16 protein-coding genes are annotated in these 16,948 nt (G+C 60.3%); 8 read left to right on the forward strand and 8 right to left on the reverse strand.

Annotated features, from left to right (window positions below; all coding sequences use genetic code 11):
- The first annotated feature begins 259 nt into the window (after nt 1-259).
- From chpT to PQU94_RS07450, 6 genes are all read left to right on the forward strand, one after another.
- Complete coding sequence (chpT, locus tag PQU94_RS07425; RefSeq protein ID WP_272740827.1) at nt 260-964, forward strand: histidine phosphotransferase ChpT; 705 nt, start codon at nt 260-262, stop codon at nt 962-964.
- Nucleotides 965-1,090: 126 nt separating this feature from the next.
- Nucleotides 1,091-3,493, forward strand: coding sequence for a chemotaxis protein CheA (locus tag PQU94_RS07430; protein ID WP_272740828.1), 2,403 nt, complete (start codon nt 1,091-1,093; stop codon nt 3,491-3,493).
- An 8-nt stretch (nt 3,494-3,501) separates the two neighbouring features.
- Entirely contained in the window at nt 3,502-3,945 is a 444-nt protein-coding gene (locus PQU94_RS07435) for a chemotaxis protein CheW (protein ID WP_226744684.1), read from the forward strand.
- A 75-nt stretch (nt 3,946-4,020) separates the two neighbouring features.
- Complete coding sequence (locus tag PQU94_RS07440; RefSeq protein ID WP_272740829.1) at nt 4,021-4,386, forward strand: response regulator; 366 nt, start codon at nt 4,021-4,023, stop codon at nt 4,384-4,386.
- Between the two features lie 14 nt (nt 4,387-4,400).
- The gene (locus tag PQU94_RS07445; RefSeq protein ID WP_272740830.1) at nt 4,401-5,615 is read left to right on the forward strand and encodes a protein-glutamate methylesterase/protein-glutamine glutaminase; all 1,215 of its coding nucleotides are present in this window, start codon (nt 4,401-4,403) and stop codon (nt 5,613-5,615) included.
- The gene (locus tag PQU94_RS07450) at nt 5,612-6,454 is read left to right on the forward strand and encodes a CheR family methyltransferase (RefSeq protein WP_272740831.1); all 843 of its coding nucleotides are present in this window, start codon (nt 5,612-5,614) and stop codon (nt 6,452-6,454) included. The genes PQU94_RS07445 and PQU94_RS07450 overlap by 4 nt, the downstream gene beginning before the upstream one ends.
- A 119-nt stretch (nt 6,455-6,573) precedes the next feature.
- On the opposite strand, the gene PQU94_RS07455 is transcribed toward PQU94_RS07450, so the two are convergent.
- Together PQU94_RS07455 and PQU94_RS07460 are read right to left on the reverse strand one after the other, a co-directional pair.
- Nucleotides 6,574-6,930, reverse strand: a complete 357-nt coding sequence (locus PQU94_RS07455) for an ArsR/SmtB family transcription factor (RefSeq protein WP_272740832.1) — start codon at nt 6,928-6,930, stop codon at nt 6,574-6,576.
- 175 nt (nt 6,931-7,105) lie between these two features.
- Nucleotides 7,106-7,618 carry an arsenate reductase/protein-tyrosine-phosphatase family protein gene (locus PQU94_RS07460; RefSeq protein WP_272740833.1) on the reverse strand — a complete coding sequence of 171 codons (513 nt, stop codon included), beginning with the start codon at nt 7,616-7,618 and terminating at the stop codon, nt 7,106-7,108.
- A gap of 212 nt (nt 7,619-7,830) precedes the next feature.
- Here PQU94_RS07460 and PQU94_RS07465 point away from each other — a divergent pair, with 212 nt between their 5' ends.
- Nucleotides 7,831-8,190: an MliC family protein gene (locus PQU94_RS07465; RefSeq protein WP_272740834.1), complete on the forward strand. Its 360-nt coding sequence runs from the start codon at nt 7,831-7,833 to the stop codon at nt 8,188-8,190.
- Nucleotides 8,191-8,438: 248 nt separating this feature from the next.
- On the opposite strand, the gene ctrA is transcribed toward PQU94_RS07465, so the two are convergent.
- The 6 genes from ctrA to PQU94_RS07495 all read right to left on the reverse strand — a co-directional run bounded on the left by ctrA (nt 8,439) and on the right by PQU94_RS07495 (nt 15,517).
- Entirely contained in the window at nt 8,439-9,140 is a 702-nt protein-coding gene (gene ctrA, locus PQU94_RS07470; RefSeq protein ID WP_013478129.1) for a response regulator transcription factor CtrA, read from the reverse strand.
- A 446-nt stretch (nt 9,141-9,586) separates the two neighbouring features.
- Complete coding sequence (locus PQU94_RS07475) at nt 9,587-11,425, reverse strand: SGNH/GDSL hydrolase family protein (RefSeq protein ID WP_272740835.1); 1,839 nt, start codon at nt 11,423-11,425, stop codon at nt 9,587-9,589.
- A 162-nt stretch (nt 11,426-11,587) separates the two neighbouring features.
- Complete coding sequence (locus PQU94_RS07480) at nt 11,588-13,006, reverse strand: rhamnogalacturonidase (RefSeq protein WP_272740836.1); 1,419 nt, start codon at nt 13,004-13,006, stop codon at nt 11,588-11,590.
- Nucleotides 13,006-13,287 carry a type II toxin-antitoxin system RelE/ParE family toxin gene (locus tag PQU94_RS07485; protein WP_272740837.1) on the reverse strand — a complete coding sequence of 94 codons (282 nt, stop codon included), beginning with the start codon at nt 13,285-13,287 and terminating at the stop codon, nt 13,006-13,008. Before PQU94_RS07485 ends, PQU94_RS07480 begins: the two co-directional genes overlap by 1 nt.
- A complete protein-coding gene (locus PQU94_RS07490) occupies nt 13,274-13,516 on the reverse strand; it encodes a type II toxin-antitoxin system ParD family antitoxin (protein ID WP_272740838.1) in 243 nt (80 codons plus the stop codon). The genes PQU94_RS07485 and PQU94_RS07490 overlap by 14 nt, the downstream gene beginning before the upstream one ends.
- A 48-nt stretch (nt 13,517-13,564) precedes the next feature.
- A complete protein-coding gene (locus PQU94_RS07495; RefSeq protein ID WP_272740839.1) occupies nt 13,565-15,517 on the reverse strand; it encodes a DUF2075 domain-containing protein in 1,953 nt (650 codons plus the stop codon).
- Between the two features lie 99 nt (nt 15,518-15,616).
- On the opposite strand from PQU94_RS07495, the gene fliI reads away from it, so the two are divergent.
- Entirely contained in the window at nt 15,617-16,948 is a 1,332-nt protein-coding gene (fliI, locus tag PQU94_RS07500) for a flagellar protein export ATPase FliI (RefSeq protein WP_272740840.1), read from the forward strand.

Raw genomic sequence — 16,948 nt, forward strand, 5'->3', positions numbered from 1 at the left:
GCGTCCCGCATGGGCTGACCGGCACGGCGAGCGGGCACCAAAAACAGGTGTCCAGCCCTATAGGATATGGGTTCGCATGGCCATGGCCGCGACGTGCAGCATCGCCATCGACTGCGAATTTTAGCGATTATAGCCGCAAGGGTGTTCCCTGATAAGGCAAATCACCTCACACATGGCGCGATCAGAACTAAACTGCCTGGTTCGAAGCCGGGTCTAAATCCACATCGGTTCGCCGATCCCACTGCAGAGACTGAAGACCATGGACGACCTCTCGCTGGCCACACCTGAACAGGGTTCCGAAACCGAGGCCAAATCCCCCGCGCACGCCCTGCCCAACCCGCATGAACTGGCGACGCAACTGGTCGCCAAGCTGTGCCACGACTTTATTTCGCCGACCGGGGCCATTATTTCGGGCCTTGACCTGCTCAGCGACCCGTCGGCGCAGGACATGCGCGACGATGCGGTCAACCTGATCCAAACCTCAGCGACCAAGCTGGTCACGCTGGTGCACTTCGCCCGCGTGGCCTTCGGGGCGGCGACCTCGGCCGAAGCCTTTTCGGCCAAGGAGTTGAACAATACCCTGTCCGATGTCTTTTCGACTATGCGCGCCACGCTGGATTTCGACGTGGCCGACGATATCGTGTTTGAAAAGCCGGCGGCCCGAGCTCTGATGAATCTTGGCTATATTGCCGGTAACGCTTTGCCGACCGGGGGCACAGCGACCATACGCCGCGAAGACAGCGATGAGGCCATCACCCTGAAGGCGCAGTCCAACGGGCCGCGCGCCCGCCTGAAGCCCGAAGCGGTCGAGGGCCTGAACGGTCAGCCGCTGTCGGACGGCCTTAGCGGGCAATGGATTCAGCCCTACTGGCTGTACAGTGTGGTCCAAGAGGCCGGCGGCACGCTGGAGGTCAATCTGGCACCCGATTCACTAAGCATTAAGATCGTTCTTCCGAAAAAATAACAAAGTTCACGTTTCCAGCCCGTTCTGCAAACACTCCTTTAACCAAACCATCTGATGATGGGCGGTCAAAGGTCCGACCCACGCCCTCGATTCCGGGTCGGCCATAGTGTTCTGACGGGGTGTAAAGTGGACGATCTGATTGCGGAATTCCTGACCGAGACGGCCGAAAGCCTTGAGGTGGTCGATAGTGAACTGGTCAAGTTCGAGGCTAACCCCAACGAACGAAAAACGCTCGATAATATTTTCCGGCTTGTGCACACCATCAAAGGCACCTGCGGGTTTCTGGGCTTGGGCCGTCTCGAAGCGGTCGCCCACGCAGGTGAAACCCTGCTGGGCCGCTTCCGCGATGGCAAGCTGGAGGTCACGCCGACGGCGGTGACGCTGGTTCTGCACTCCATCGACCGCATCAAGCTGATCCTTAACGGTCTGGAGCAGACCGGCAATGAGCCCGACGGCGATGATCAGGACCTGATCTCGCAACTGGAAGCCATGGCCGAGGGCCGCGAGGTCGCTATCGAGACCGTTCAGGCGGTTCAGGTGCCCGACCGCCCGATCAATGCCGACATCCCCGAAGTGGTGATCGCCGAGACCAAGCCGGAGCTGGATCGCCCGCTGCGTCCGGGTGAGGTTTCGCTTGATGAACTGGAAGCCGCCTTCCTGGCCGCCGAGGCCCCCGACTGGATGAGTGATCCGGAGCCGGAACCTGCGGTCGAAGCCCAGGCCGAAGCACCCAAGGCGGAAGCGAAGCCCGAACCCAAGGTCGAAGTCCCCGTCACCGCTGCGCCGAAGGCTGAGCCGGTCGAAGCGCCGTCCGGTGCCCTCGCCGCCGCGCTGGGTGAAGAAAACGGCGGTATCGCCACCACCCAGTCGATCCGTGTCTCGGTCGATGTGCTGGAAGGGCTAATGACCCTCGTGTCGGAAATGGTTCTGACCCGCAATCAGCTTCTGCAAATTTCGCGTAACCGCGAAGACTCCGCCTTCGCCACTCCGCTGCAACGCCTGTCCACCCTGACCGGCGAATTGCAGGACAGCGTGATGAAGACCCGCATGCAGCCCATCGGCGCGGCGTGGAAAAAGCTGCCCCGTCTGGTGCGCGATCTGTCGCACGAACTGGGCAAGAAGATCGACCTGATCATGGAAGGCGAAGGCACAGAACTGGACCGTCAGGTTCTGGAACTGATTCGCGACCCGCTGACCCACATGGTCCGCAACTCGGCCGACCACGGTTTGGAGCCGACCGAGGAGCGCATCGCGCTGGGCAAGCCCGCCAATGGTCAGGTGAAGCTGGCGGCCTTCCATGAAGGCGGCTACATCGTCATCCGCATTTCTGACAATGGCCGCGGCCTGAACACCGCCCGCATCCGTGAAAAGATCGTCGAAAAGGGTCTGGCCACCCGCGCCGAAGTCGAAGGCATGAGCGATCAGCAGATCCATCGCTACATCTTCGCGCCGGGCTTCTCGACGGCGGCCAAGGTCACCAACCTGTCCGGCCGCGGCGTCGGCATGGACGTGGTGCGCACCAATATCGAGCAGATCGGCGGTCAGATCGACCTCAACTCGATCGCCGGTCAGGGCACGACCTTCACCATCAAGATCCCGCTAACGCTCGCCATCGTTTCCGCACTGATCGTCGGTGCGGGCGGCCAGAAGTTCGCCGTACCGCAAACCTCGGTTATGGAACTGGTCCGCACCGGTACCAATGCCGAGCACAAGATCGAAAAGATCAACGATGCCCTCGTCTTGCGCCTGCGCGACAAGCTGCTGCCTCTGGTCCAGCTTGGCCCGACACTGCAACTTGAAACCGCGACCGAAGAGAACGCCACCTTCGTCATGGTCATCCAGGTCGGTGAGCGCCGCTACGGACTGGTCGTCAACGACGTTCTCGACACAGAAGAAATCGTCGTCAAGCCGCTGGCCTCCATTCTGCGAGACGTCGATCTGTTCTCCGGCGCGACCATTCTGGGCGACGGCTCGGTGGTGCTGATCCTTGACCCGAACGCCCTGTCCGAGCGCGCTGGCAACATGCTGGAAGAAAAGGTCGAAGACGGGGCCGAAGACGCCATCGCCGAAAGCGCGCTGGGCCAGAAGGTGGCCATGCTGCTGTTCCGTGCGGGCGGCGGTGCGCCGAAGGCGGTCGAACTGGAGCATATCACACGCCTCGAACACATCGAGTCGGACAAGATCGAACGCATGGATGGCCGCGCCGCGCTCCAATATCGCGGCAAGCTGATGCCGATCCTTAATGTCGCCGACGCTTACGGCTTCAAGGAGCAGGACATCCAGCCGCTTCTGGTCTTCACCGGCGAAGGCTACGCCATGGCGCTGGCGGTCGATGAGATCGTCGATGTGGTCGAAGACTTCCTCAATATCGAACTGTCGCCGGATCGTCCGGGGGTACGCGGCACGGCCGTCATTACCGGTCGCGCCTGCGAAATCCTCGACGTCGATCACTACCTGCTGCGCGGTCTGGCCGAACACGCCCGCCGTCAACACCCGTCCGCCCAAGACCTTATCACCGAAGCTGCCTGAGGTTCATAATGAGTATCCGTGATTACGTGACCCTGCGTGTCGGTGGCCAGTTGTTTGGCGTCGATGCCGCCCGCGTCCATGATGTTTTCCATCCGCGCGGCCTGACCCCGGTGCCTTTGTCGCGCACCGAAATCGCTGGCGTGCTGAACCTGCGGGGCCGCATCGTGACCGCCGTCTGCGCCCGCCGTCGTCTGGGCCTTGGGCCGCGTCCGGCCGATGCGCCGGAGCCGCTGGCCATCGGCCTCGAAGTTCATGGGGACTCCTACGGTCTGGTCATCGACTCCGTCGATGAGGTGCTGAAGCTGGACGATGAGAAATTTCACGCCCCGCCGGGCAACCTGCCGCCGCGCTGGGCAGAAATTATCGTCGGCGTTTATCAATTGGAAAAGGAACTTCTGATAGTTCTGGACCCGCACACCCTTCTGGACGCTGCCCACCTCAAGGCCGCTTAAAGTTTGGCGCGCGATTGAATCCGAAAACCGGTGCCCACTTTTCGGATTGCGCTTACGGGCTCAGGAAAAAGCGATATGAAAACCTGCCTCGTCGTCGATGACAGCCGCGTTATCCGCAAGGTGGCGCGCCGCATTCTGGAAAACCTCCAGTTTGAAGTGGCTGAGGCCAATGACGGTCTGGAAGCCCTCAATTACTGCAAGTCCTCCATGCCTAACGCCATCCTGCTCGACTGGAACATGCCGGTCATGGATGGCATCACCTTCCTGCGTCAGTTGCGCAAGGAAGAAGGCGGTACGGCCCCGGTCGTAGTCTTCTGCACCACGGAAAACGATCTGGCGCATATTACCGAGGCCCTGACCGAAGGCGCTTCAGAATACATCATGAAGCCCTTTGACGGGGAAATCCTCGAAGCCAAGTTTTCCGAAGTCGGCCTAATCTAAGGTTTTGTCAGCGTATGTCGCTTAACCCCAATCCATCGGTATCGCTGCGCCCACTGCGGGTGATGATCGTCGATGACTCGGCCGTCGTGCGCGGCCTTGTGACCCGCTGGATCGAAGCGGAAAGCGATATGGTTCTGGTCGGTTCCGCCACGGACGGTCAGAAAGGCATCGACAAGCTGAAAGAGCTTCAGCCGGACGTGCTGATCCTCGATATCGAGATGCCGAACATGAACGGCCTCGAAGCGCTGCCGAAGATGCTTGAGGCCAAGCCGGGCCTGAAGATACTGATGGCCTCCACGCTCACCACACGCGGCGCGTCGGTCACCATCCGCGCCCTGGAACTGGGGGCGGCGGACTACGTGCCCAAACCCGATTCCGCCCGCATCGGCGGGGCGGACGGCTTCAAAAGCGAGCTTTTGACCAAGGTTCGCGCCCTGTGCGGTCGCACGCGCGCCTGGCCGAGCGCCGCCGCAGCCGGTGCATCAACCACGGCCCCAAGCGCCCCGGTTAACCTTAATACGCCCACACCTGGCATCATAACCCCTATTCGCCGCATTGACCGGCCCGCCGCACCGTCCTCGACCGGTCTCGGCACCGGCCACGTGGCCGCCGCTCCGCGTGTGCGCCCGGCCGCGGGGCCGCGCCGCTGCGACATCCTGCTGGTCGGCGCCTCCACGGGCGGGCCCCCGGCCCTGCGCAACTTCCTTGCCGGTCTCGGGCCGGACTGGCGTATCCCGGTGCTGATCGTTCAGCACATGCCCTCGACCTTTACGACCATCCTCGCCGAACACCTCGACAAGGCCCTGCCGCAGAAGGTGGTCGAAGCCCAGGACGGTATGGGCCTGAAAGGCAGCCACATCTATATTGCGCCCGGTGACTTCCACATGACGCTGAAAGGCACGCCGGGTCAGCCATCGATCCGCCTCGATCAGTCGGCCCCCGTCAACTGGTGCCGTCCGGCGGTCGATCCGTTGTTTAAATCCGGCGCGGAACTCTATGGCAAGAATGTCGTGGCCGTCGTCCTGACCGGCATGGGCCACGATGGCCGTGACGGTGCGCGGGCTTTGGTCGATGTCAATGCCACCGTGATGGTGCAGGACGAAAAGTCGTCGGTCGTCTGGGGAATGCCCGGGGCCGTCGCCGAAGCCGGACTGGCCGAATTTATAAAACCCATCGATGGACTGGCGCAAACGTGCCGTGCCATCGCCAAAGGTGAGAAAATTATATGACCCCGGAAGATACCGAACACCTTGCGGCCCTGCTGAAGCAACGCTCCGGTCTGATCCTCGGCTCGGACAAGACCTACCTCATCGAAAGCCGTCTGGCCCCCGTGGCGCGCCGCGAAGGCTTTGCCAATGTCGGTGCCCTGCTGACGGCCTTGCGTACCAAGCGTGACGAAAAGCTGATCTATACCGTCACCGACGCGATGACGACGAACGAGACCTTTTTCTTCCGCGACAAGACGCCGTTTGATCAGTTCAAATCCGACGTCCTGCCCGCTTTGGCCAAGAGCCGCACGGGCGACATCAAGATCTGGTGCGCGGCCTGCTCGACCGGTCAGGAACCCTATTCCCTGGCCATGATGATGGAAGAATCGCGCGCACAGTTTCCGCGCGTCAATCTCGACATCCTGGCCACCGATATTTCCGAACGCTGCCTCGAAAAGGCGCAGGCTGGCCTCTATACCCAGTTCGAGGTTCAGCGCGGCCTGCCCATCCAGATGATGGTCAAGCACTTCGAAAAAATCGACGAAATGTGGCGCATTTCGCCTAAAATCCGTCAAGCCGTCCGCTACAAAAAGCTGAACTTGCTCGACGATCTGCGTTCGGTGGGCCGTCAGGACGTTATTTATTGCCGCAACGTGCTGATCTATTTCGACCTCGAAACCAAGAAGCGCGTTCTGGAGCAAATGGCCACCCTGCTGGCAGATGACGGCTTCCTCTTCCTTGGGGCCGCAGAAACCGTGCTTGGCATTACCGACGTGTTTAAGCCGATGGCCGGGATGCGCGGGCTTTACGTAAAAAATCAGGCCAGTGCGGCGCCGACAGTGCGCAAGTTCGGCACCTGATTACGAGCTCCTTGCGATGAGAAAAACCCCGCTCTCACAGCGGGGTTTTTTATTGCCTGTTACGTTTTGTTTGATACCAAATTTGATTTCGAAACGGAGTTCGGAATACGCTTTGACGATCAGGCCGTCTTCTTGGTGCCCGGTTCCGGCACGGTCAGTTGACTCCACGCCTCCGGCTTGCCTTGCGCGCAATCGTTGAGCAGATAGTCCGCCAGGTCCGACAGATGCGTCAGCTCCGCGCTGTAGATGATAGAGCGTCCGCTGCGATAGGCTTTGAGAAGACCTGCCCCGGTCAGAATGCTGAGGTGAGTCGAGGTCGTATTGGCGGGAGCCTTAATGGCGCGGGCGATCTCACCGGCGGGCATACCGGAGGGGCCAGCGCGCACAATGGTGCGAAAGGCTTCCAGCCGGCCCGGATGGGCAAGGGCGAACAAGGCAACGACGGCATCATCCATTTCCATGAGCAAACCATACATGAAAGCGCCGGGGCTAAAAACCCCCGGCAGGGGAAATTGCAGACGAAAACGCTCGTTTTCTGACGCTGTAAATATAAGGAAACCATAAAGAAAGGGCGGTTGCGCAAAACAACCGCCCAAGGTCAGGGAGAATTTCGAAAAACCCGACATTCAAACGGTTTTTTACGGCCGCCTGTCAGGCCGCCAGACGGATATAGGCCTCGCCCATGCGCTCCAGACGGTCGGCTGCGGCTTCCCCCGCGAGGAAGGTGGGGCTCATCTGGCTTAGCGTTTCGATGCGCGAGCAGAGCGCGCCAAACAGGTCGGCATAGGCGGTGGCGATCATGGCCGGGGAGCCCATCACGTCTTCGGGGTCGGGGAGGAACCAGTCGATCAGGCGGGGGTTGCCCTTGAATTGCGGCAGGCGGCCCTGCGGCAGGTGGTGCGAGAGGCGGAAGACGAAGTCCAGCTCCGGCGCATCCGCCGCGCCGAAGTCTTCGACGGCCTTGGGCACAAGGGTCTGAATATTGTAGTTGATGCGGTGCAAAAGCGCGATGGCGTAGGGGCTTATGGCCACAGCCGGCGTCACCCCGGCGGAAAAGGCCTCAAAGCGCCCGGCGCCCAGACGGTTGAGCAGGGCTTCGGCCAGAATGGAACGCGAGGAATTACGCTCGGCCAGAAACAAGACGTGGATCGGACGATGATACATGTAGGCTCTCCCCGGCCCCACACCCCGGCGGCCGTCTGCAGGCGGGAGGAAAACGTCCTTCCCACAACTACGTTATCAGAGCTTGATGAGTTTGCGGTTTACAGACAGGGTTAAGATATTCCTGACAAAAATCAGTGGTAAACCTTATCGTGAGCTTATTTCTAAGCCGCTGGAAACCGGCTATGGTTTGCATGAAAATTGTGGAGAACCCTATGCGTCGCAGCCTGCCTATCGTCGCTCTTTCCGCTTTGGCACTGACCCTTGCGGGATGTGTCACCACGACGCCCCCGACCGACAGCGGCATGGTCCCGCCGCCTCCCCCGCCGCCGCCGGTGGTCGAAGCCCCGACGGGCGTGCTATATACCTGTCAGGACGGGACGACCTTCCGCATCGCCTTCAGTGAAAAGGCGGCGACCGTGACGCTGAAAGACGGCACAAAGCTGCACCTGCCGCAGCAGGTGGCGGCTTCGGGTATCTGGTATTCGTCGGGCAAGCACGATTTCCGCGGCAAGGGCCGCGACGCCACCTGGACCGTCGGCAAAAAGATGCCGACCCAGTGCATAACGGATTAACCGGCAAAAGCTTAGCGGGTGGACGCGCCTGGTGGCCGAAACGTAATGGAGAACTTCGTCGGTTCGCTGAACGGCATAAATAGTATCGCGATCAGCAGAACGGTACCTATGAGAATCGTAATCCATAGAATAGTCTTACGCGTCATAGTCCCCTACTTTTGCTTTCGCCAATTCCGGTTCACCGATAAAAAAAAACGCCTGCCGTGAGAGGTCGGCAAGCGTTTTTTCGTAGTCGTAGAACCGTAGGCTTAGGCGGCGACGATGCCGCCCTGCTCTTGCGGGTCGCGCAGCACATAGCCACGACCCCAGACGGTTTCGATGTAGGAGTTGCCGTCGTTAGCCACGGCCAGCTTCTTGCGCAGCTTACAGATGAAGACGTCGATGATCTTCAGTTCCGGCTCGTCCATACCGCCATAGAGGTGGTTAAGGAACATTTCCTTGGTAAGCGTCGTGCCTTTGCGCAGTGATAGAAGCTCCAGCATCTCATATTCCTTGCCGGTCAGGTGCACGCGGTTGCCCGCGACTTCGACCGTCTTGGCGTCGAGATTGACGATGATGTCGCCGGTCTTGATAACCGACTGGGCGTGACCCTTGGAGCGACGCACCACCGCATGAATGCGGGCGATCAGCTCGTCCTTGTGGAAGGGCTTGGTCATATAGTCGTCGGCGCCGCCGCCGAGCGTTTTGACCTTGGTTTCGATTTCCGAGGTACCCGACAGGATCATGACCGGCGTATTGACCTTGCCGACGCGCAGCTGGCGCAGCACTTCGAGGCCGGACATGTCGGGCAGCGACAGGTCGAGCAGGATCAGGTCATAGTCATAGATCTTACCCAGATCCACGCCTTCTTCGCCCAGGTCCGTCGTATAAACGTTGAACCCTTCGGATTTCAGCATCAGCTCAATGCTTTGAGCGGTCGCGCTGTCGTCTTCAATCAGCAATACGCGCATGTAGCCCCTCCCGGCTATGGCAAACACAAAGTGCGAAGGCGCAGACGCCCCCGTGTGGTGAGAATTTGAGGCTAGCCCGCAAATCCCTTAAGATTAGTTAAGCCTAACGAAATCTCAAAGAGGGGTACGCTGATTTGCGAATCGCTGACAAGAGTCGTGAGTCAAGAGGCGGGCTTTTCCCCAGGTCTTTTTTCATTCTTTTTTAAGAAAGAGTCTTTTTTCGCACACAGTCGGGGCGATAATGCGCCGCCACCTTTATAAATTCCTGATTTTATGATGTTTTTATATGCTTATTCGTCATGATCTTGCCCAAGCAAGGGGCGAAGTCGGCCTTGGCGACAGGCGTCGGGCGGACTTTTTAGAAGAAAGCACAAAAAAAACGGAGACCTTCCGACGAGGGCCTCCGTGTTTCTTTTCTGCGCTCCGTTAAAAAATAAAATGCCAGATCAGAAGGATTTGGTCAGCGCGATCAGGGCCGACTGGGTCTGATAGTCGTCCTTACCGAAGCTGCCCGCATAACGGGCCGTCACGCCAAAGCCCATTACCTCAGTCGTCAGGCCCACCCCGGCGATAACCCCTTCCGTGGGCCGCTCGCCCATCTCACGGCTAAACGGCTGGGCGCTGTTATTGATCAGACGCCCCTTCAACGGGTCCGCCTCACCACTGATGACGTCTTCGTAGCCCACCGAACCGGAAAGCCGCGTCTTGTCGCTTAGACGCGCCTGAGCCCGCAGTTCCAGAGCACCGGACACCGCTGATACTTTGCGACCTTCGAAGCTGACCGCCCCGATGGTGTAGTTTTCATCAAAGCTGCGCATATGACCACTGACCCAGGACAGGCGCGCCACCGGCGTCAGGGTCACAGAGCCCACGTCGTGCCGCCAGCCCGTTTCGACCTGCGCCGAGGCCGACCACGCCTGCACCTTTTCCTGCTCGATGGCGACCGCTGCCAGAGTGGTTTGGCGCCGGTAGTCTTCGAACTCCTCGTAGCCGACACCGAGGCCGAAGGTGACAAAGTGCGGCCCCTTATCCCATTTGGCCCCCGCATCGACGCTCATCACCGTCGGCTTGGCCGTCAGGAGGTAACCCGTGGCATCGCCCTTCAGCAGGGTCACGCCCGCTCCCAGCGTGGCGCTGTCGCCGTGGCCGAAGACCGTGCCGAAACGCAGCCCCGTCAGGTCGTAATCATAGGCCTTGGTCTTCAGTCCCATCGCCGTCGCACCGGGAGCCGATTGCAGGCTGACCATGCGTTCCGACGTTGCCTGATCGCCAACCACCTCGACAAAAACACCCTTTTGCCCGTCATAGAGGCGCTGATTGAAGCCTAGCATGGCCGAGCGGCGCGCGGCATAGGAAACGTCGGCAAACAGGCTCACCCCTTCGGACAGGGTCGGCGTATAGAGATATTGCGTCGCCACGGCCGCCACCAGTCGATGACCGGCGGCGGTCGGGTGTACCCCATCCCAGAACAGGTAGTTATTCTGCACCGAGGCCCCACCAGTGACGCAGGCCGTGGTGGCCACGCAGCTAGAGGACACATCGCTGAGCCCAAAGGCCTGCGGATTGGCGAGGATCAGCTTGAACGCCGTGTTGATATCCACCTGCACGATATTGGTGGTGGGGCGGCTGGCGGCGACGGTCTTCACCGCGGTGTTCAGCGCCGAATTAAAGGATGAGCCGGAAAACCCGGCCAGATCCTGCGCCGCGGTGCCTTTGAACTGCGGCGTATTGTTAAGGTCAGGCAGGTTCAGCACCAGCACCGTGCCGGCTCCCGCACCGGCAATCGTATTGACCTGAGACGCAATGTCAGCGGCCGCCGTATTGGCGAGGCTGCCCATCACGCCCGTCGCCGTGGAGGGGTTGGTCGCCGCGACCGGCAGGCCCTGAAACAGGTTGTTGGCCCCGGCCCACATCGTCACCACATCGCGCGCCCCAAAGGTGCCGCCGCGCGCCTGATAGGCCTGAAGCTGCACGGCGGTGCCGGGCGGATTGGCCTGCGTGTCGGTACGTGCGCCGCCAAAGGCGAAGTTGACATTGCCCGTCAGCGCCCCCGGCGTCGTATAGCCGTTCATGGTCCCGACCAGATATTCGACCCACACCTTGTCATTGGTGAAGCGGCGATTATACGGCGCCGGCGGCTGCGTCCCGCCGGTCACGGCGTAGAGATTGCCGGAATCGCTCAGCGAGTCACCAAAGGTAATGACGCGATCATAGGTCTGGGCTGAGGCCGCCCCTGCCGATAAGGCAAGGAGTGAGGTTAGAATAAGCAGGCTGCTGCGTTTCATGTGAGGGTCCGCCCTGTACGGAGTTTATGTTCTGCACAGGAGGGAAGGCCCGTTTCACACGGATGGCAAGTGTGACGCATCGTCAATTTGTGACGTTTTGATGCCAAACGTCACAAAATTAACACACTGAATTTTCTGTAAAATTTCGCAAATGCGAAAAATTTATCGCTTAAGCGAGACAGCATGATACAGGGTCTGCGGCCGCGCATCCGGGGTTTGCGTCGCCATCTCCAGCCCCTTTAGCTCAAGCCCTTCGACGTGGCGCGCCCACAGACCCCAGGCCGGCGTCACCCCAAACATGGACGGCTCCGGATAGGCGCTCGGCAGGTCATTGACAAAGGGCGCGACCGAAGCCGGGCTCAAGCCACCCAGATAGGTCAGGGCGACGTTTTCCAGCGTCACATTCTGAATAGGGCTTTCAGGCAGGCCCATGATCAGCGCGCAATAGTCGGGCAGGACGTCGGTGGCCGTCAGGTTGCGGATCGTCACGTTACGGATGCCGCCGACCCTGGTGCCTTCCGGCCCACGCAAGCGCGCGCCCACACGCAGGAAGATCGGCGCGGTGGTGATCTCAGACAGACTGAGGTTTTCGCACAGCACGTCCTCGATGAGGCCGCCATCGACCGTCTCCAGCGCCAGCCCACGCGAGCGCTCAAAGCGGCAGTTGCGGATGCGGATGCGGCGGAAATCGCCATTGGACTCGGTGCCTATCTTGATGCGCCCGGTGACGCGGTCCTGATCCGGCGCGCGGTCCTGCGTGCGGCCATAGGTGCCGTCCAGCACGGTCCCCAGATCATAGCCCGACACGGTGCAGTCTTCGATGGTGATGTCTTCGCAGGCCCGTGCCTCACCCAAGGCAAAGCTCGATTTCAGCACAATGGCGTCGTCATTGGGCGTGTTGACGCGGCAACGACGGATGGTCACACGACGGCAGGCGTCGATATCCAGCCCGTCGCGGTTGGTATCGAGGCTTAAGCCCTCGATCTCCATATCCTCGACCCCGGTGGCCAGCAGGGCAAAGTGCCCGCCGTTCTTTATGGTGAATTCTTTCAGCGTCACCTGGCGGCAGTTTTTCAGCGCAATCGCCTTGTTGCCCAGCCCCTGCATGGCCGACACTTCGGGGGCCAGTTCGGCCATCACCTCGGCCGACAGACCACGCATGGACAGGGGAAATTCACCGGCCTGCTTTTGCCACTGAGAGCCCGGCCCTTCGCGGGTCAGGCCTTCGCCGTCGATCGTGCCTTCGCCCGTAATAGCGATGCGCTCCGCCCCTTCGGCCCAGATCAGGCTGTTGCGCCAGTGCGAATGACCAAAATCCTGATAGAGGTCAAAAGCATTGTCTTCGGGCAGATCATAGTGCCCGACATGCCGCGCCGGATCGGCCGCGATCAGCACCGCCCCATTGTCCAGATGCAGGGTCACACCCGATTTGAGATGGAGCGAAAAGCTGAGATACCGCCCGGCCGGAAACCGCACCACACCGCCATTGACAGCCGCAGCCTCGATCGCCGCCTGAATGGCAGAGGTATCCAGCGCCTCCCCCGCGCCCGTGACACCGAACGCCCGCACATCCCACGTCATTAATCCAGCCTGCTGTCTATGTCTTCGTTATGGTGAAAGATTTGCACGATCAGGACGCCGTAATCCGTCTGTGCATAAAAGACTGTGTGCGAGCCGTGCTCATGGCGTCGATACTGACGAAAAGTCCGCCCCATCAAAGGGTGCTGCGCCAAGAGATCGAACACAGCGTGCAGGCCATAGAAGTAGTCATCGGCCTGTGCCTCTCCTAAATTCAACAGGGAATAGGCATAGATTTCAGCCAGCTTGCGCTCTACTGCCGCCGATAACCTATAGACGGCCATCGGCCTTCAGCTTTTGTTTGACCGCCTGCATGATGTCCGGCAGCGATTTGTCACTCAGGCCACTTTGTTCGGCCTCTTCCAGAAGTTTAGCGAGGCGCAGTTCCTGATTTAAGCGCTCCTGATCACGCCGCACCAGATCGCGGATGTATTCGCTCTCATTATGATAATCGCCACTGCTCACCCGTGATTTAATAAAACCGCGCATGGTTTCCGAAAGGGACACGCTCATCGACGACATCATGACCTCCGTTTGTTGAGACCAATAGATAATATTAGATCACAAATCCTGCAATCCACAGGCTTTCAAAAACGCATAGGTGGCATCGTAAAAGCCCGGCGGACGGGTCGGATCATCGGCATCGCCCTTTGGTACGAAAATGACCATACCTTGCCGCGCACGGGTTAGAATAACGCGATAGGCATTCTTCAGATACAATTGCGCAAACGCATCGTTCACATGGCGCCATTTGGTGCCGGCAAATTTGTGGTGCTGCCAGCCGTCGTCTGAGTAACGGTAATCGGCATCCCAGCAGACACCCACCCAATCCAGTTCCAGCCCCTGAACGTCGAACTCGGTTGCCACGTCCTCCAGATACCAGGACGAGCGCACATCCTCTCGATCATTCAAAAACCAGTTGGCCGGCTCGATACTGGCCTTCACGTGCAGGCCCTCGGATTTAAGACGATAGGCGCCTGAGGAGGCCACCAGACCATAGCGTTCTGTGCCGCGGGCTTTGCGGCGTAACCAGCAGCGGGCGACATTCAGATCACGGGTGATGACAATGGGATAGGCCGTCAGTTGCGCAAAGGCGGTACGAGCGGCCTCGGCCTCACCGTTCAACAGATGCGCAACAAAGCCGGACAAAGTTTCCGCGCGGAAAGAGCGCATCGAGACACCCAAGTGCAGGTCGTCGCTCAGCGTCACCTGATCCTGCTGGATGAAACTGCGGGCGTCGTGGTTCAGATCATAGTCCGGCTGCACAATCTGCCCCGAGGCATAGACCCGCCAGTGCGTGAAGCGCGCCCGGATCGCCGCCATCCATTCGGACAAGCCGGCCTCGCCCGTATTGATCTCCTGCCCGCCACCGATCAGGCACACCACCGTGCACCAGTCAGGGTGACGGTCCATCACGCTGAGCAGAAATTCCGGTTCGGACATGTCGAAATCGGCAATGCCGCGTTTGGCCTGCATGAATTTTGAGGCCTGAGTGCGAGTCCAGGCCCGCTGCGCCTCATCAAACACAACCACGTGTTCGCTGGGGATGGTCGCACTGCCCGCATAGTCGTCGCGGAAATGGTGGATGTTCTGGATAAAGGCGCGCACATCGCGTTCGACATGCTTTTTGGAACGACCGGTGCGCGCACTCTGATCGCGCGCCAGCGCCTCACGCAACACATCGACCAAAGGCCCGTTCCCCGACAAAAAGGTCGCGTGTTCGTCGGCATGGGACTCGCTGCGCTGGGTGGCGATATTCAGCCCGGCCAGCGTCTTGCCCGCTCCCGGTACGCCGGTGACAAAGCAGACCGTTTTGCGCTGGTGCGACTTGGCGTCCTCAATCACCGCGGCAATATAATCCTGCGTGCGGCTAAGGTTGATGGCGTCGGCGTCTGAGCGTGCGATATCCCTGACATCGTGCCGGGCATAAAGCGCCCGCGCCGCTTCGATAATGGTCGGGGTCGGGCGATAACCACTGGAGGCCCATTGGGCCACATCCAGTTGCCGGTGACGGTGCGGCGCCGCCGCGTTCCGGAGGATGTCACCAAGGTCGATGACATTGGACAGCAGCGGCTTTGACACATGATCAAGCGCCAGTTCTGGTTGCGACTTCAGCGACGTTTTGGCCCGCGTCGCCACCAGAATGGGTACGATCGACAGATGATGACTGCCCGCATGAAAGTTTTTCAGATCGAGCGCGTAGTCTTCGACCTGCTCGATAGCGTGGCGGTCAAAGCCTTCGCTGCCGACCTTAAATTCAGTGATGAAAATACAGTCGCCAATCACCACCACCGCATCGGCGCGCTTGCCCATGCGCGGGATGGTGAACTCGAAATAGAGGGTGAAGGCGTCAATCGCCATCAGCGCATTGCGCAGGATGGGTATCTGCTGAAGCCACGCGCCCTTCTGTTCAAGGTCGAGCGCAAAGGTATTGGCGCGTGCCAGTTCACCGAGAATCTGATCATCGGAATCGCTGAAGAATTTCTCCCGGTCGGCGGTATAATAGGCGCGCATCTGTCCCCCTTTAAGAGAGCACCCTGCCAGGTCTTCTGACTATTGAAAAGTGGCAATCCGTTAACCTTTCTTAAGGCCCCGTTCACCATACTCCTGGCCATGCAGGACCTTCTCCATACCGCTCGCAATATCGACCCGATGCAGGTCTATGGCCGTGTGGCCGTGGTCAATGGCTTGCTGATCGAAGCCAAGGGCGGCATGTCGTTCATGGAGGTCGGTTCGCGCTGTGAGATCATGCGGCGCCACGCTCCCCCCCTGCCCGTCGAAGTCGTCGGTTTCCGCGAAGACCGCGCCCTGATGATGCCTTTCGGCCCGGTCGAAGGCGTCGCCCCCGGTGCCGAAATCCGCATTTCGAACGAAGGGGCCAAGGTCTATCCTTCGACGGCCTGGCTCGGGCGGATTATTGACGCCTTCGGTGACCCCATCGACGGGCTTGGGCCATTGCCCAAGGGCGGCATCGGTTACCCGCTGAAGGCCGCACCGCCCCCTGCCCATTCGCGCGCGCGGGTGGGGGAACGCCTCGACCTTGGCGTGCGGGCGATGAACGTCTTTACCACCTGCTGCCGCGGTCAGCGTCTGGGGGTGTTTGCCGGTTCCGGCGTCGGTAAGTCGGTGCTTCTGTCCATGCTGGCGCGGGAAGCGGCCTGTGACGCGGTCGTGGTCGGCCTGATCGGCGAACGCGGCCGCGAAGTACGTGAATTCGTCGAAGAAACGCTCGGGGAGGCGGGGATTGCGCGCGCTATCGTCGTCGTCGCCACCTCGGATGAGCCCGCGCTGAAACGGCGGCAGGCGGCCTACATGACTTTGGCCCTGTCGGAGTTTCTGCGCGATCAGGGGCTTGAGGTCCTGTGCCTGATGGACTCGGTGACGCGCTTTGCCATGGCGCAGCGCGAGATCGGTCTGGCTACAGGGGAGCCGCCGACAACCAAGGGCTATACCCCTACCTGCTTTGCCGAATTGCCCAAGCTGCTGGAGCGCGCCGGACCGGGGCCGGTCCTGCCAGACGGGACGCAAACCGGTCCCATTACCGGGCTGTTCACCGTGCTGGTCGATGGCGACGACCACAATGAGCCGATTGCCGACGCCGTGCGCGGTATTCTGGACGGCCACATCGTGATGAGCCGTTCGATTGCCGAACGCGGCCGCTTCCCGGCCATAGACGTACTGAAAAGCATTAGCCGCACCATGCCCGGCTGTCAGACCGTTCCCGAACGTGAGATCGTGCGCAATGCCCGCGCCGTCCTCTCGGCCTATACAAACATGGAGGAACTGATCCGCATCGGCGCCTATCGCACAGGGGCCGATCCGCTGGTCGATCGGGCCATTCAGCTCAACCCCGGCATCGAACAATTTCTCTCGCAAAGCCCCGATGAAGCCACAAGTCTTGACGACTCCTTTACCCTTTTGGCCCAGATTCTCAGCTCTGAATAA

It is taken from the genome of Asticcacaulis currens (genome assembly GCF_028550395.1).
In the GTDB taxonomy this organism is placed as follows: Bacteria; Pseudomonadota; Alphaproteobacteria; order Caulobacterales; family Caulobacteraceae; genus Asticcacaulis; species Asticcacaulis currens.

Bases quoted from the DNA above. Each gene is read 5' to 3' on its own strand.
- PQU94_RS07465 (WP_272740834.1), top strand. From the start codon at position 7,831: ATGCGTCGCAGCCTGCCTATCGTCGCTCTTTCCGCTTTGGCACTGACC.
- PQU94_RS07450 (WP_272740831.1), top strand. From the start codon at position 5,612: ATGACCCCGGAAGATACCGAACACCTTGCGGCCCTGCTGAAGCAACGC.
- PQU94_RS07455 (WP_272740832.1), bottom strand. From the start codon at position 6,930: ATGTATGGTTTGCTCATGGAAATGGATGATGCCGTCGTTGCCTTGTTC.
- chpT (WP_272740827.1), top strand. From the start codon at position 260: ATGGACGACCTCTCGCTGGCCACACCTGAACAGGGTTCCGAAACCGAG.
- PQU94_RS07475 (WP_272740835.1), bottom strand. From the start codon at position 11,425: ATGAAACGCAGCAGCCTGCTTATTCTAACCTCACTCCTTGCCTTATCG.
- PQU94_RS07440 (WP_272740829.1), top strand. From the start codon at position 4,021: ATGAAAACCTGCCTCGTCGTCGATGACAGCCGCGTTATCCGCAAGGTG.
- PQU94_RS07460 (WP_272740833.1), bottom strand. From the start codon at position 7,618: ATGTATCATCGTCCGATCCACGTCTTGTTTCTGGCCGAGCGTAATTCC.
- PQU94_RS07435 (WP_226744684.1), top strand. From the start codon at position 3,502: ATGAGTATCCGTGATTACGTGACCCTGCGTGTCGGTGGCCAGTTGTTT.
- ctrA (WP_013478129.1), bottom strand. From the start codon at position 9,140: ATGCGCGTATTGCTGATTGAAGACGACAGCGCGACCGCTCAAAGCATT.
- PQU94_RS07495 (WP_272740839.1), bottom strand. From the start codon at position 15,517: ATGCGCGCCTATTATACCGCCGACCGGGAGAAATTCTTCAGCGATTCC.
- PQU94_RS07485 (WP_272740837.1), bottom strand. From the start codon at position 13,287: ATGGCCGTCTATAGGTTATCGGCGGCAGTAGAGCGCAAGCTGGCTGAA.
- PQU94_RS07490 (WP_272740838.1), bottom strand. From the start codon at position 13,516: ATGAGCGTGTCCCTTTCGGAAACCATGCGCGGTTTTATTAAATCACGG.
- fliI (WP_272740840.1), top strand. From the start codon at position 15,617: ATGCAGGACCTTCTCCATACCGCTCGCAATATCGACCCGATGCAGGTC.
- PQU94_RS07445 (WP_272740830.1), top strand. From the start codon at position 4,401: ATGTCGCTTAACCCCAATCCATCGGTATCGCTGCGCCCACTGCGGGTG.
- PQU94_RS07480 (WP_272740836.1), bottom strand. From the start codon at position 13,006: ATGACGTGGGATGTGCGGGCGTTCGGTGTCACGGGCGCGGGGGAGGCG.